The sequence below is a fragment of the Streptomyces sp. NPDC032091 genome (assembly GCF_055580265.1).
Genome location: NZ_JBVILR010000015.1, coordinates 186,551 through 200,126, shown reverse-complemented (window position 1 = coordinate 200,126; position 13,576 = coordinate 186,551). Strand labels below are relative to the sequence as shown.

The 13,576-nt window shown below is 74.8% G+C and carries 9 protein-coding genes and 1 tRNA gene; 5 read left to right on the top strand and 5 right to left on the bottom strand.

Annotated elements, in window-relative coordinates; translation table 11 throughout:
• Positions 1-25: 25 nt before the first annotated feature.
• Both treY and ACZ5NJ_RS24075 read left to right on the top strand, forming a co-directional pair.
• Positions 26-2,350: a malto-oligosyltrehalose synthase gene (gene treY, locus ACZ5NJ_RS24080; RefSeq protein WP_468767245.1), complete on the top strand. Its 2,325-nt coding sequence runs from the start codon at positions 26-28 to the stop codon at positions 2,348-2,350.
• A 1,222-nt stretch (positions 2,351-3,572) separates the two neighbouring features.
• Positions 3,573-4,790, top strand: a complete 1,218-nt coding sequence (locus ACZ5NJ_RS24075; protein WP_468767244.1) for a M14 family zinc carboxypeptidase — start codon at positions 3,573-3,575, stop codon at positions 4,788-4,790.
• Here ACZ5NJ_RS24075 and ACZ5NJ_RS24070 read toward each other — a convergent pair.
• On the bottom strand, positions 4,772-5,230 hold the full coding sequence (locus tag ACZ5NJ_RS24070) for a GNAT family N-acetyltransferase (RefSeq protein WP_468767243.1): 459 nt from the start codon (positions 5,228-5,230) through the stop codon (positions 4,772-4,774). The two genes, ACZ5NJ_RS24075 and ACZ5NJ_RS24070, sit on opposite strands and share 19 nt — an antisense overlap.
• Before the next feature lie 72 nt (positions 5,231-5,302).
• A complete protein-coding gene (locus ACZ5NJ_RS24065) occupies positions 5,303-5,875 on the bottom strand; it encodes an FHA domain-containing protein (protein WP_468767242.1) in 573 nt (190 codons plus the stop codon).
• 141 nt (positions 5,876-6,016) lie between these two features.
• Here ACZ5NJ_RS24065 and treZ point away from each other — a divergent pair, with 141 nt between their 5' ends.
• Positions 6,017-7,768 carry a malto-oligosyltrehalose trehalohydrolase gene (gene treZ / locus ACZ5NJ_RS24060; protein WP_468767241.1) on the top strand — a complete coding sequence of 584 codons (1,752 nt, stop codon included), beginning with the start codon at positions 6,017-6,019 and terminating at the stop codon, positions 7,766-7,768.
• A gap of 18 nt (positions 7,769-7,786) precedes the next feature.
• Here the strand turns inward: treZ and ACZ5NJ_RS24055 are convergent, their stop codons facing one another.
• Positions 7,787-8,944, bottom strand: a complete 1,158-nt coding sequence (locus ACZ5NJ_RS24055; RefSeq protein ID WP_468767240.1) for a M24 family metallopeptidase — start codon at positions 8,942-8,944, stop codon at positions 7,787-7,789.
• Positions 8,945-9,848: 904 nt separating this feature from the next.
• Here ACZ5NJ_RS24055 and ACZ5NJ_RS24050 point away from each other — a divergent pair.
• Positions 9,849-9,921: transfer RNA gene (locus ACZ5NJ_RS24050), tRNA-His, on the top strand.
• Between the two features lie 63 nt (positions 9,922-9,984).
• Here the strand turns inward: ACZ5NJ_RS24050 and ACZ5NJ_RS24045 are convergent.
• On the bottom strand, positions 9,985-10,794 hold the full coding sequence (locus tag ACZ5NJ_RS24045; RefSeq protein ID WP_468767239.1) for an alpha/beta fold hydrolase: 810 nt from the start codon (positions 10,792-10,794) through the stop codon (positions 9,985-9,987).
• A gap of 18 nt (positions 10,795-10,812) precedes the next feature.
• On the opposite strand from ACZ5NJ_RS24045, the gene ACZ5NJ_RS24040 reads away from it, so the two are divergent.
• The gene (locus ACZ5NJ_RS24040) at positions 10,813-11,529 is read left to right on the top strand and encodes a hypothetical protein (RefSeq protein ID WP_468767238.1); all 717 of its coding nucleotides are present in this window, start codon (positions 10,813-10,815) and stop codon (positions 11,527-11,529) included.
• Here the strand turns inward: ACZ5NJ_RS24040 and ACZ5NJ_RS24035 are convergent.
• A complete protein-coding gene (locus tag ACZ5NJ_RS24035; protein ID WP_468767237.1) occupies positions 11,516-13,576 on the bottom strand; it encodes a phosphocholine-specific phospholipase C in 2,061 nt (686 codons plus the stop codon). The genes ACZ5NJ_RS24040 and ACZ5NJ_RS24035 overlap by 14 nt on opposite strands.

The following is a 13,576-nucleotide window of genomic DNA, read 5'->3' as shown; positions in this document are numbered from 1 at the left end:
ACGCCGACTGGGTACGTACGTTCTCATGAGCCAGCGGAATTCAATCAGCCCATCGGAATCCGACGTCGGGACACCCGTCGTTCCGGCGTCGACGTACCGTCTCCAGCTCACGCCCGCGTTCCCGTTCGCCGCGGCCGGGGCAGCCGTACCGTACCTCGCCTCCCTCGGCGTGTCGCACCTCCACCTCTCCCCCGTCCTGGAGGCGGTGCCGGGCTCGGGGCACGGGTACGACGTCACCGACCACGGGCGGGTCCGGGAGGAACTCGGCGGCGAGCGGGGACTGCGCGCACTGGCCGCGGCCGCGCGGGAGCGGGGGCTCGCGCTGGTCCTCGACATCGTCCCGAACCACATGGCGGTGCCGTCGCCGCTGCGGCTGAACCGGCCGCTGTGGGAGGTCCTGCTGGAGGGACCGGAGTCGCCGTACGCGCGGTGGTTCGACATCGACTGGGAGGCGGGCGGCGGGCAGGTCCTGCTGCCGGTGCTCGCGGAGCCCGACGAGCCGTTCACGGTGGACGCCAGGGCGCGGCTGCTGCGCTGCGGGGACCGGGAGTTCCCCCTGCGCGCCGGGACGGAGGAACTGCCGCTGCCGGAGCTGCTCGCCGCGCAGTGGTACCGGCCCGCCTGGTGGCGCGAGGCCCGGACCTCCCTCAACTACCGCCGCTTCTTCACCATTTCGGACCTCATCGGGGTACGGGTGGAAGACCCGGCCGTCTTCGCCGCCACCCACGCCAAGGTGCTGGAGCTGGTCCGGGACGGAGTGGTGGCGGGCCTGCGGATCGACCACGTCGACGGGCTGGCCGACCCCGAGGGGTACCTGCGGCGGCTGCGGACCGCGGTGGGCGCCGGCTGCTGGGTGGTGGTCGAGAAGATCCTGGCCCGCGAGGAACGGCTGCCGCCGTCCTGGCCGGTGGCGGGCACCACCGGGTACGACGCCCTGCACCGGGTGGACGGGGTGTTCACGGATCCGGCGGGGGCCGGCGAACTGGCGCGCAGGTACGGGGAGTCGACGGGGACGTCCGACTGGGAGGAGACGGCCTCGACGGCCGCCCGCGAGGTCCTGACCGGCGACCTGGCCGCCGAGCTGGGCACCCTGGAACGCTGGGCCGGCCCGGAACTGGCGCCGGCCGTGAGGGAGTTGCTCATCGCCTCACCGGTGTACCGCACCTACCCCGGCGGTCCGGGCCCGGACGCCGGGACCCGCGACCGGGCCGCCGCGCGGGCCGGGACGGCCGCGGTGGAGGGCGTACTCGGCCTGCTGGAACGCAGCCCCGCCTTCGCGGCCCGCTTCGCCCAGACCTCGGCGGCCCTGCGCGCCAAGTCCCTGGAGGACCGCGCCTTCTACCGCTGGGCCCCACTGCTCTCGGCGACGGAGGTCGGCGGCGATCCGGGGGCCCCGGCGGTGTCGGTGGCGGAGTTCCACGCGTACTGCGCGGAACGCGAACGGGAGCGGCCCGCCGCGGGCACGGTCCTGTCCACCCACGACACGAAGCGCAGCGCGGACGTCCGCGCCCGCATCGCAACGCTGGCGGAGGGGGCGGGTTCGGGGGCGGGTGCGGGTTCGGGTTCGGGGTGGGTGGGTGCGGGTTCGGGGGGGCTGCGGGAGGCGGGGGCGGCCGGGGGCCGGGATCCGCAGCTGGCCTGGGTGGCCCGGCAGAGCGCGCTCGGGCTGGGCGACGTCCCCGAGCGGGGCCCCCGGCTGGAGGCGGCCCTGCTGAAGGCCGCCCGGGAGGCGGCGCTGCACACCTCCTGGACCGACCCCGACCCGGCGTACGAGGCGGGCATCGCCGATCTCGTCCCCCCGGCCCCGCTGGACCTGCCGCCCGCACTGGCGGAGGCGGCCCGGGCGAACGTACTGGGCATGACCCTGCTGCACCTGACCATGCCGGGCGTGCCGGAGGTCTACCAGGGCTCCGAGTACGAGTACCGCGCCCTGGTGGACCCGGACAACCGCCGCCCGGCCGAGTTCCCCCGGGAGGCGCTGGCCGCCCTGGACTCGGGCACCGCCCCGGCGGCCCTCGGGGAGGAGAAGCTCGCCCTGACGGCCGCCCTGCTCCGCCTGCGCCGCAGCCGCCCCGCCCTGTTCCGGGGCTACGCCCCGCTGGCCGCGCGGGGCCCGGCCTCCGACCACTGCCTGGCCTACGCCCGCCTGGGGGGCCTGGTGGCGGTGGTCACCCGCCTCTCCCACCGCCTGGCGGAAGCGGGCGGCTGGCGCGACACCGCCCTCGCCCTCCCCCCGGGCCAGTGGCTCCCGGCCCACGGACCGCACCCGTCGGCCCCGTACGAGGGCGAGGTCCGCCTGACCCGGCTCCTGGCGAGGGGGCCGGTGGCTGCGCTGGTACGGGCGGGGTAGGGGGCGGGGTCCCGGCGGGGCGGTCTCAGGGAGGGGTTGGGGCTTTCCCGTCAGTCTCATCGTCCTTCCGTGTCGGGCCGGCCTGTCCAAGGGCGCTCCTTCGTCGCGTCGCTGCGCGATGGCCTTCGGCCACCCTTGACAGACCGTCCCGCCACGGAAAAACGAAGACTGCCGGGAAACCCCCAAAGAAACGGGACGGATGTACATGAGACATCCGGCCGGATCAGGGAGCCTCCGGGGTCGTCGGGGGCCGGCAGACATCCCATCCGGCCCCGCCGCGAGGGCAATCGGGGACGACGTACGCGTCAGATCGCTACGCGCTCCTCCCGGCTTAGCGTCCGCCGCCCGTCTGGGCTCGCTGCCGTCGCCCGGGGACGACGGAGTCGTCATCCGGGGCCGGTGGGCGCCCCAGATCGCTACGCGCTCCTCATGCCCCAGCGTCTGGCAGCCGTCTGGGGCTGATACCCGCACCAAAGGACGATCAGGACGACATCCGGGCCCTCCGGCGCCCCACATCGCTACGCGCTTCGCTCATCTCAGCGTCCGGCGGCCGTCTTGGCTTTCTGACCGCACCAGACGACGAGTGGCAGGGCATCCCAGCCCACGACCACCCCCGGACGCCGAGAAAAGAGGAGCGCGTAGCGATCTGACGCGCGGGACGGCCCCGGATGTCGATCTCATCGTCCTTTGGTGCGGGTATCAGCCCCAGACGGACGGCGGACGCTAAGCCGGGAGGAGCGCGTAGCGATCTGACGCGTGGGTCGGCCCCGCTTGCGCTCGCGCGGGGGCCGGATGCCCGGTCAGGCGGCCCCCGACGACCTCGCCTGCTCCCTGACACGGCCGGATGTCTCAGGTACATCCGTCCCGTTTCTTTGGGGGTTTCCCGGCAGTCTTCGTTTTTCCGTGGCGGGACGGCCTGTCAAGGGTGGCCGAAGGCCATCGCGCAGCGACGCGACGAAGGAGCGCCCTTGACAGGCCGGCCCGACACGGAAGGACGATGAGACTGACGGGAAAGCCCCAACCGATCTCTGAGACCGCCCAGGTGACACCCCGACCCCTGCGGGTCCCGACCGGCTGTCCTCTCCCGCCCCCGCGGACCCCCGCCCCCGCAGCACCCCGCCCCCTCGGTCCCCCGCCCCCCGCAGGGGACCGGCACAGACGTTTGGGTGCAGTAGGGCAGGCGTGTGGCGGGCATGGCATGGGGGTGAGCCTCCTCCGTGACATGCGCTATCCCGCCCCGCACGAACTCGCCCTGGCCGCACGGGCGATGGCCGACGAGTACCCCGGCCGGGTGCGGCTGCGTCAGGTCGGGGAGTCGCGGGGCGGGCGGCCGCTGTGGGTGCTCTCCGTCGACGGGCGCGGGGGCCGGGGGCGGGAGGTGCTGGTCGTCGCCGGGGCGCACGCCAACGAGCCCGTCGGCGGGGCCACCGCGCTGGACCTCGCGCGGCGGGCGGCCGGGGCCCCGGGCGGCGGGACGGGGTGGCACTTCCTGCTCTGCGCCGACCCCGACGGCGCCGAGCTGCACCGCACCCCGCTCCCCTCCTCCGTGCTCGACTACCACCGGCACTTCTACCGGCCGCCCGGCCCCGAACAGCCCGAGTGGGCGCCGTCGTTGCTGCCCCCGGACCGGCTCCCGCCGGAGGCCGTGGCGCTGACCGGGCTGATCGACGAGCTGCGTCCCGTCCTCCAGGTCTCCCTGCACGGTACGGACCTCGGGGGTTCGTGGGTGCAGCTCACCCGGGACCTGCCCGGGCTGGCCGAGCCGTTCGGGAAGTCGGCCGCCGAGCTGCGGATCCCGGTGGAGACCGGGGCCTCCGACGCCGCCGGGTGGGCCTCGCCCGGTCCGGGGATCTTCGTGATGCCCCGCGCGGGGGCCATCGGCTCCCACTCCGAGGACACGCGGCTGAGCACCTGGTGCCACGGCGGGACCACCACCGCGATCGTCGAGGTGCCCATGTGGGCCTCCGACCTGGTGGACGACCCCGCCCCGCACCCGGACCCGCGGGGCGCCCTGCGGATGCTGGCCGGGCGGCTGGACGGGGACGCGGCGCGGGTCGCCGAGCTGCGCGAGGGGGTCGGGGCGGCGGACCCGGACGCCGCCGCGCTGCTGCGGGCGGTGGACTGGACGCTGTGGCTCATCCCGCAGGTCACCGCCGGGTGGACGGCCTCGGGGACGCCTTCCGGGACGACCACGGCCGCCCTGGCGAGCCTGGACGCCTTCGGGCGGCGCCTGCCGCTGCGGGCCGCCGCCATGCTGTGGCGGGTGGTGCGGGCGCAGGGGCATCCGGCGGCGCCGGGGCTGGACCGGCTGGTGACGGGGTGGTCCGAGGAGTTCTCGGCCCGGTTCCGGGCCCGTCCGGTGCCGGTGGCCACGCAGGTGGAGCACCAGGCGCGGACGGTCCTCGCCGCCCACCGGTGTCTTCAGACGGGCCAGGCGTAGCGGCGCTTGGCCCGGCCGCCGGCGCCCAGGCGGTCGTAGAAGCGGATCGCGCCCTCGTTCCAGTCCGGGGTCTGCCACTCGACGTGGTCGAGGCCCCGCTCCCGGGCGAGGTCCGCCACGGCCGCCATCAGGGCGGCGCCGAGGCCGTGGCCGCGGGCCTCCTCCGCCAGGTAGAGGCAGTCCATGTGGAGGTAGGGGGACGCGTCCCAGAACGCGAACTCCTCCGAGCAGGCGGCGTATCCCGCCACCGTGCCGTCGGGGGTCTCGGCGAGCAGCACCCACAGCGGGGCGCCTTCGGCGAACAGCCGGGACCCGAGGCGCTCGGCGAGGCCCGCCGGCCGGGGGGCCGCCTTCTCGTAGGCGACGTGCTCGTGGATGAGTTCGACGAGGCGGGGGAGGTCGTCGGGCCGGGCCGGCCGGATGCGGGAGTCGTGGTCCATGGGAGGACATCCTGCCCTCCGCCCTCCGCCCGCCGCGCGGCGGGCGGCGGGCGGCGGGCGGCGCGGCGACCGTCAGCCGGCCGTCAGCCGGAAGCTCATCCGCCCGAACCCCACCTGGTCCCCGACCCGCACCACGGCCGCCCCGGTGACCCGGCGGCCGTTGACGGTGGTGCCGTTGGTGGAGCCGAGGTCCTTGAGCAGCCACACGCCGTCCCTCAGGCTCAGCTCCGCGTGGGCCCGCGAGACGGTGTCGTGGCTGAGCCGCAGGCCGTTGCCGGGGTCGCGGCCGATCCGCAGGGGGCCGGCGGCCGGGTGCGGGAGCAGCAGCTTCGGCAGCCGTTCGACCTGCCAGGCCCGCCGGACCCCCGCCGAGACGGCCGAGGCGCGCCCCACCCAGCCGAACAGCCGGTGCGTCCAGGGGGTTTCGGGGCCGAGCGGTCCCTCGCGGGTCTGGAGGTCGGCCAGCAGCACGGCCAGGTCCTCCGAGCGGCGGGCGACCAGCGCGAGTTCCATGCGGCGCAGGAAGGTGTCGTGCGACAGCTTCCCGAGGGCGGCGCCTTCCCTGAGCCGGTCCAGCGCCCGGTCCCGTTCCGCGTCGGACAGCCGCGGGGCGGGGTGGGCGGGGAACTCGAAACCGGACGTCACAGGGTGATTGTCGGCCCGTCGGGTGCGGAGTGTCCAGAACTCCCCCGGCGGGCCCGGAATGATGGGCACGATACGCATGCTGAACGACGCCGCCGGATCCGACCGGATCGACCGGATCGACCGAGAACAAGGGGACCGTCCGTGCAGTTCGAGGTGTGGGCACCGCTGACAGGCCGGGTCGCCGTGCGACTCGGTGACACCGCTTACGAGATGACGCCCGATCCGTCGCCCGGCCGCGCGGGCTGGTGGACGGCGCAGGCCCCGGCGGGCGACGGCGACCGGTACGGGTTCCAGCTCGGCGACGATCCCGTCGTCCGCCCGGACCCGCGCGGGCGGCGGCTGCCGGACGGTACGGACGGCCTGTCCGCCGTGGTCGACTTCGAGGCGCTCACCCCCCGCACGGCGTCCCCGCGCCTCCCGCTCCAGGACGCGGTGCTGTACGAGCTGCACGTCGGCACCTTCACTCCCGAGGGCACCTTCGACGCGGCGGCCGCCCGCCTGGGGCACCTGACCTCGCTGGGCGTGACGCACGTGGAGCTGATGCCGGTCTGTCCCTTCCCGGGCCGGCACGGCTGGGGCTACGACGGGGTGGCGCCCTGGGCGGTGCACGAACCGTACGGGGGGCCGGCGGGGCTGGCCCGGTTCGTGGAGGCGGCGCACGCGGCGGGCCTCGGGGTCGTGCTGGACGTGGTCCACAACCACCTGGGCCCCTCCGGCAACCACCTCCCCGCCTTCGGCCCGTACTTCACCGACACCCACCACACGCCGTGGGGCGCGGCGGTGAACCTGGACGCGCCGGGTTCCGACGAGGTGCGGGCGTACCTGATCGGGAGCGCCCTGGCCTGGCTGCGGGACTACCGGATCGACGGGCTGCGGCTGGACGCCGTGCACGCGCTGGCCGACGGGCGGGCGCTGTCGTTCCTGGAGGAGCTCTCGGCGGCGGTGGACGCGCTGGCCGCCGAGTCGGCGCGGCCGCTGTTCCTGATCGCCGAGTCCGACCAGTGCGACCCGCGCCTGACCACGCCGCGGCCCTCCGGCGGTCTCGGTCTGCACGCGCAGTGGAACGACGACTTCCACCACGCGCTGCACGCCGCGCTGACCGGGGAGTCCCAGGGCTACTACGCCGACTTCGCCGTCGCTCCGCTCGGCGCCGTGGCCAAGACGCTGACCCGGGGGTTCTTCCACGACGGCACCTGGTCCTCCTTCCGTGGCCGCTCCCACGGCCGGCCGGTGGACCGCCGCCGCACCCCGGCGCACCGCTTCCTGGGCTACTCCCAGACCCACGACCAGGTCGGCAACCGGGCGCTGGGGGACCGGCTGTCGGCGTCCCTCTCCCCCGGGCTGCTGGCCTGCGCGGCGACGCTGGCCCTGACGGGGCCGTTCGTCCCGATGCTGTTCATGGGCGAGGAGTGGGGGGCGGGGACGCCCTGGCAGTACTTCACCGACCACCAGGACCCGGGGCTGGCGGAGGCGGTGCGCAACGGCCGGCGCCGGGAGTTCGCGGAGCACGGCTGGAAGGCGGAAGAAGTGCCGGACCCGCAGGATCCGGCGACCCGGGAGCGGTCGTGCCTGGACTGGGCGGAGCCGGAGCGGGAGTCGCACGCCTGGCTGCTGGAGTGGTACCGGACGCTGATCCGGCTGCGTCGTTCGCAGCCGGACCTGCGCGACCCGGACCTGGCGGCGGTCCGGGTCGCCTTCGACGAGGAGCGGCGGTGGCTGACGTTCCGGCGGGGTGACGTCCGGGTGGTGGTGAACCTGGGGACGGAGTCGGTGACGGTGGCGCTGGGCCGCAACGGGGTGCGGGTGCTGGCCTCGTGGGAGCCGGTGGAGCACCCGGGGCCCGACGGGCGCCTGCACGTTCCGGGCGAGTCGGCGGTGGTGCTGGGTCCGTGAGGCCCGCTGCGAGGGGGGTTACTCCACGATCGCCAGCTCCCGGGGGGCCTCGTTGAGGCGGCGGCCGCCGTCCTGTGTGACGGTGACGATGTCCTCGATGCGGACGCCGAAGCGGCCGGGGAGGTAGACGCCGGGCTCGACGGAGAAGCACATGCCGGGGACGAGGGACTGCTCCTCGCCCTCGACCATGTACGGCGGTTCGTGGGTGGTGACGCCGATGCCGTGGCCGGTGCGGTGGATGAAGCGGTCGCCGTAGCCGAATTCGGTGATGACGGCGCGGGCGGCGCGGTCGACGTCCTGGCAGGCGGCGCCGGGGCGGACGGCCGCGAAGCCGGCCTGCTGGGCCTCGCGGACGATGTCGTGGACGCGCTGTTCCTCGGCGGTGGGTTCCCCGACGTGGACGGTGCGGGAGATGTCGGAGCCGTAGCCGTGCTTGAGGCCGCCGAAGTCGAGGACGACCATGTCGCCGCGCCGGATGACGCGGTCGCCGGCCTCGTGGTGCGGGTTGGCGCCGTTGGGGCCGGAGCCGACGACGGTGAAGTCGACCTGGGAGTGGCCGTGTGCGCGGAGCAGGCCGGCGAGGTCGGCGGCGACGTCGCTTTCGCGGCGGCCGGTGAAGGGGACGTGGAGGATCTGCGCGTAGGCGGCGTCGGCGGCGGCTCCGGCGGCGGCGAGGCGGGCGAGTTCGCGGTCGTCCTTGACGGCGCGGAGCATGGGCAGGGCCTCGGTGAGCGGGGTGTAGGAGGTGGTGGGCGACTCCTTCTGCAGGCCGAGGAGGTGGAGGGCCCAGGTGTTGTCGCTGACGCCGAAGCGGCCGCTGACGTCGAGGAGCGGGGCGGTGAGGGCGTACGGGTCCTTGCCGTCGGTCCAGTCGCGCAGGGTGAGGGCGCCGGCGCCGGGGGCCTTGGCGGCGTCGGGGGCCTCCAGGGCGGGGACGACGAGGACGGGGTCCCGGCCGGCGGCGAGGACGAGCAGGGTGAGCCGTTCGGTCTCGGCGGTGGGGCGGTATCCGGTGAGGTGGGTGAGGTCGGGGCCGGGGGCGATGAGCAGGCCGGCGAGTCCGGCGTCGGCCGCGGCCCGGGCGGCGGTGGCCATGCGGGCGGCGTAGTCATCGGTGGTGAAGGGGGCCGGGCCGGGGTGGGCGGGGGCGGCCTCGGGGTGCGGTGTGGTGGTCATACGGGGGATCCTGCCGTGAGGCGTGCGGCGAGCGCAGCGGCCGCGCCGGGCGCGAGGAGCTCCGTACGGTGCACCAGGCACGGGGCGCCGAGCGGTACGGCGACCGCCGCGCCGGGGCGGGCCCTCGCCGAAGGTTGCGCGTGCGGCGGGGCAGCAGGAGCCGACCGTACCCGGCGGCGCCGAGGGCGCACAGGTCGCGGCGCAGGGCCGCGCGTGCGAAGCCGCGGGCGGGGGTCAGCGGCAGGCCGGCATCGGGGGCGTCGAGCCGACGGACATCGACGAGGCCGTCCAGCCGGACTGCGGCCCGCCGGGCGAAGGGGTACCCGGGCGGGAGCCGGCGGCGATGTGCCGGGAGACGCGGCCTGGGGTGAGCCGGGTTCCCGGGCGGCGGCGGAAAAGGAGGCGAGGCGGCGGGCCCGGGGCGCCGGGCGTCGGCCCCGGCCCCGGCCCCGGCCCCGGCCCCGGCCCCGGCCCCGAGGATGATCGGCGCGGCCACCGCGCAGGCCGCCGCCCCGACCGCTCCCTCCTCCGCCGCCGCGCTCCCGGCTTCCCGTCCGTCGTCGTCCGGGCGGCCCCGGCCGTCGGCCGCCCGGTGTCCCGTCCGTCGGGGTGGTCGCACGGATCGCCCTGGTCGGCGGCCGTCCCCGCCCGTGGAGTCCCACGACGCGCCGGCCGCCCGCGAGGGTCCGGTCCTGGACGCCTGCCGGATCCCGACCGGGGAGGCCCTGGCGCAGGCGGCCGCCGGGCGCCGGCCCGGTTCGACGCCGTGTGGGTGCTGCCGGGCAGCCTGTACGGCGGCGAGCCCGGACGGCGGCCGGGCCGCCGGATAAGCCGTCGCGGAAGCACCCATCTGATCGGCTATGCTGTGCTTGCACGACGAACGGGTGGTCCGCCGCCCTTCGTGGTGGGTGTAGCTCAGTTGGTAGAGCACCTGGTTGTGGTCCAGGTGGCCGCGGGTTCGAGTCCCGTCACTCACCCTTTCCTTCCCGTAGGGGGTACGAGGTCCGCCTCGTGCCCCCTACGGGCGTTCTCCCGGCCGTTCAGGCGCGGAGGAAGGCCTCCACCTCCGTGACGAAGGCCACGGGGGTCTCGTGCGGCGGGTAGTGGCCGGCCCCGCGGACCGTGACGATCCCGCAGTCCGGGTACCAGGCCTGCCAGGTGGCCCGCATCACATCGGCGGTGAGGGCGAGGTCGTACTCCCCCACGAGGACGAGCACGGGCACCGTGTTGCCCTTGACGGCGGAGGACAGGTCGCGGGTCCGCCAGTCGTCGAGGTAGCCGGCGAAGGCCTCGGGGCGGGAGACGGCGAGGGAGTGGGCCACCATCCGGTCCAGCCAGTGGCCGCTCGCACGATGGCCGGTGACGAGGTCGAGGATGGCGCGGCGCTTTCCGGGGTCCGCGGCGGCGCCGTGGAAGAGGGCGTGGGTGGCGTCGTCCATCGCGTAGGGCGCCGCCGGGACCGGGCAGAGGCCGATCAGCTTCTCGATCCGCTCGGGTGCGCGGACCAGGACCTGCTGGACGGCCTTGCCGCCCATGGAGTGGCCGAGGAGGGAGAAGGTGTCCCAGCCCAGTGCGTCGGCGAGTTCGAGGACGTCGTCGGCGATCTCGGGGAGGGTGTGGCGGCCGGGGACGTCGCGGCGCTCGCCGTAGCCGCGGTAGTCGAGGAAGGCGTACGAGAACCCTTCGGGGTCCAGGTAATCCAGCACGGAGCCCCAGTTGGCGGAGGTCCCGAACCAGTCGTGCAGCACGATGACGCGGACGGGGCCGGTGCCGATCCTGCGGTGGGCGATGGCCATGCGTTCTCCCTCGGTGACGGTGGTGTGGATCCCGACGCCGTTCGTTCTGCCCACCGGCCCTACGATCACACCGTGCAGCCCGAACCGCTCCGCAAGCCATTGGTCATGGGGGCCTTCTCGCGCCCCGACGGGGCCCGCCACCCCCACCACCCCGGGAGCTACGAGATCAGCGACCCGGCCGAGATCCGCGAGGTCCGCGCCGTCCGGCGGATCGGGCAGCAGCGGGCCGCCGCCGCGGCCGCCAAGGGGGTCGTCTTCTGCTCCTGCGGGGACGACGACGGGACCGCCCACCCCACCCCCGAGTCGAACCGGCTCCTCGACCCGCTGTCGCCCGACGGCATCCCGGCCCGGCACCGGACCCGGTGGGCCGGGGCGGCGCCGGAGGGACTGCGGGCGTACGCCCAGGCCCTGGCCGGGGGCGAGGAAGAACCCGGCCCGCCACGCGAGGTGCCGTACGCGGTGGTCTTCGGCTGGCTGGGCGCCGTACGGCAGGAGCCCCGCGACGCGGCGTGGCTGCTCGCCGAACGGGCCCCCGCCCGGCTGCTGGCCGGGGTCCCCACGGAGGAACTGGCCTGGGCGGTACGGGAGACGGACCGGACCGGGCTGGAGGGGGCCGTGCGGTTCTTCGCGAGCGAGGAGTTCACCACCCGCCACCCCAAGCGGCGGCGGGTCCCCGACACGGCCCGGGACCTGCTGCTCCGGCACGCGCGCGGCCACCGCCCCGCGGACCTGGCGGTCCTGGAGCGGCGGCTGCTGCGCACGCCGGACGACCGGGTCAGACGGTCCTGATCGCCGGGTCCGAGACGCCCGGGGCGCCCGTCTCGACGTGGCCCGCGAAGCGGCGGAGGAAGGTGCTGTCCGCGTCGGAGACCACCGTCACGTCGTACCAGCGGCCCGAGGCGCGCAGGTCGACGGTGAACGGGACCGTGGCGCCCGGGTTGACCTTGAAGGTCTGGGCGGCGCCGCCGTAGGCGTGGGTGACCGTGAGGTTGACGGCGGTCGAGCCGCCGTTGGTCAGGGTCAGGTCCAGGTTGCCGGTGGTGTCGGCGTGGCGGGCCGTGACCTCCGGGCCGGCCTTCTTCGCCGGGCCCTTCCAGGTGCGCAGGAAGCCGTTGGGGCCCCAGACCGTGAGGTCGATCTTGTTGCCGGTGGAGCTGCTGGTGCTCCAGGTGTCCGACAGGGTCTTGCCCGCCTCGACCGTGTAGGGCCAGGGGCCGTCCGTGCGGTTGCCGGAGGTGCTGTGGAAGTGGGCGCCGAGCTTGGGGCCCGAGGAGAAGGTGAGGGTGAACTTGCCGGTGGAGACGGTGCGCGCGCCGTCCACGTACGGGCTGTAGCCCAGGGCGCGGGTCGGCTTGGCGCCGGCCTCCTGCTGGGGCAGGGTGCCCGTCGCCGGCGGGACCGGGTGGTAGGAGGGGTGCGCGTTGTGGTCCGCCGGGACGTAGCCGGTGGTGGAGGGCAGCGACGCGGGGGCCGCGTCGGCCCGGGTGAAGTCGAACGCCGAGGTCAGGTCGCCGCAGACGGCCCGGCGCCAGGGCGAGATGTTGGGCTCCTGCACCCCGAAGCGCTTCTCCATGAAGCGGATCACCGAGGTGTGGTCGAAGGTCTCGGAGCAGACGTAGCCGCCCTTGCTCCACGGGGAGACCACGATCATCGGGACGCGCGGCCCCAGGCCGTAGGGGCCGGCCGTGTAGCCGTTGCCGCCGGCGTACAGGTCGCGGGTGACGTCCGCCGTGGACAGGCCCCACGCGGAGGAGGCCGGCGGGTACGGGGGCACGACGTGGTCGAAGAAGCCGTCGTTCTCGTCGTAGGTGATGAAGAACGCCGTCTTCGCCCACACCGCCGGGTTGGCGGTCAGCGCGTCCAGGACCTGGGAGATGTACCAGGCACCGAAGTTGACCGGCCAGTTCGGGTGCTCGCTGAAGGCCTCGGGGGCCGCGATCCAGGAGACCTGCGGCAGGGTGCCGTTGACGACGTCCGCGCGCAGCTTGTCGAAGTAGCCCTCGCCCGCCTTGGCGTTGGTTCCGGTGCGCGCCTTCTCGTACAGGGCGTCCCCGGGCTGGGCATTGCGGTAGCTGTTGAAGTACAGCAGGGAGTTGTCACCGTAGTTGCCGCGGAAGGCGTCACCGATCCAGCCCCAGCCGCCGGCGGCGTTCAGGCCGTCGCCGACGTCCTGGTAGACCTTCCAGGAGACGCCGGCGGCTTCCAGGCGTTCGGGGTAGGTCTTCCAGCCGTAGCCCGCCTCCTGGTTGCCGAGGACGGGGCCGCCGCCGGTGCCGTCGTTGCCGGTGTGGCCGGTCCACATGTAGTAGCGGTTGGGGTCGGTGGCTCCGATGAACGAGCAGTGGTAGGCGTCGCACACGGTGAAGGCGTCGGCGAGGGCGTAGTGGAACGGGATGTCGTTCCGGGTCATGTACGCCATCGTCGTGGTCGTCTTGGCGGGCACCCACTTGTCGTACTTGCCGTTGTTGTACGCCTGGTGGCCGCCGGCCCAGTCGTGGTTGAGGCCCTCGACGAACTGCATGCCGAGGTCGTTGACCTGCGGGTGGAAGGGCAGGATGTCCTTCGTGCCGTTGGACTGGTAGAAGACCGACTTCCCGTTGTCCTGGAGCACGGGGCGCGGGTCCCCGAAGCCGCGGACGCCCTTCATGGTGCCGAAGTACTGGTCGAAGGACCGGTTCTCCTGCATGAGGACGACGATGTGCTCGATGTCCTGGATGGTTCCGGTGCTGCCCTGCGCCGGTATGGAGGCGGCGCGGGCGATGCTCTCGCCCAGCATCGTGGCGGCGGCGGCGCCCCCCGCGATCTGGAGGAACCTGCGTCGGTTCAGTTCAGCCAT

Coding starts and splice junctions, on each gene's coding strand:
- treY (WP_468767245.1), top strand. CDS start 26: ATGAGCCAGCGGAATTCAATCAGCCCATCGGAATCCGACGTCGGGACA.
- ACZ5NJ_RS24075 (WP_468767244.1), top strand. CDS start 3,573: ATGCGCTATCCCGCCCCGCACGAACTCGCCCTGGCCGCACGGGCGATG.
- ACZ5NJ_RS24070 (WP_468767243.1), bottom strand. CDS start 5,230: ATGGACCACGACTCCCGCATCCGGCCGGCCCGGCCCGACGACCTCCCC.
- ACZ5NJ_RS24055 (WP_468767240.1), bottom strand. CDS start 8,944: ATGACCACCACACCGCACCCCGAGGCCGCCCCCGCCCACCCCGGCCCG.
- ACZ5NJ_RS24035 (WP_468767237.1), bottom strand. CDS start 13,576: ATGGCTGAACTGAACCGACGCAGGTTCCTCCAGATCGCGGGGGGCGCC.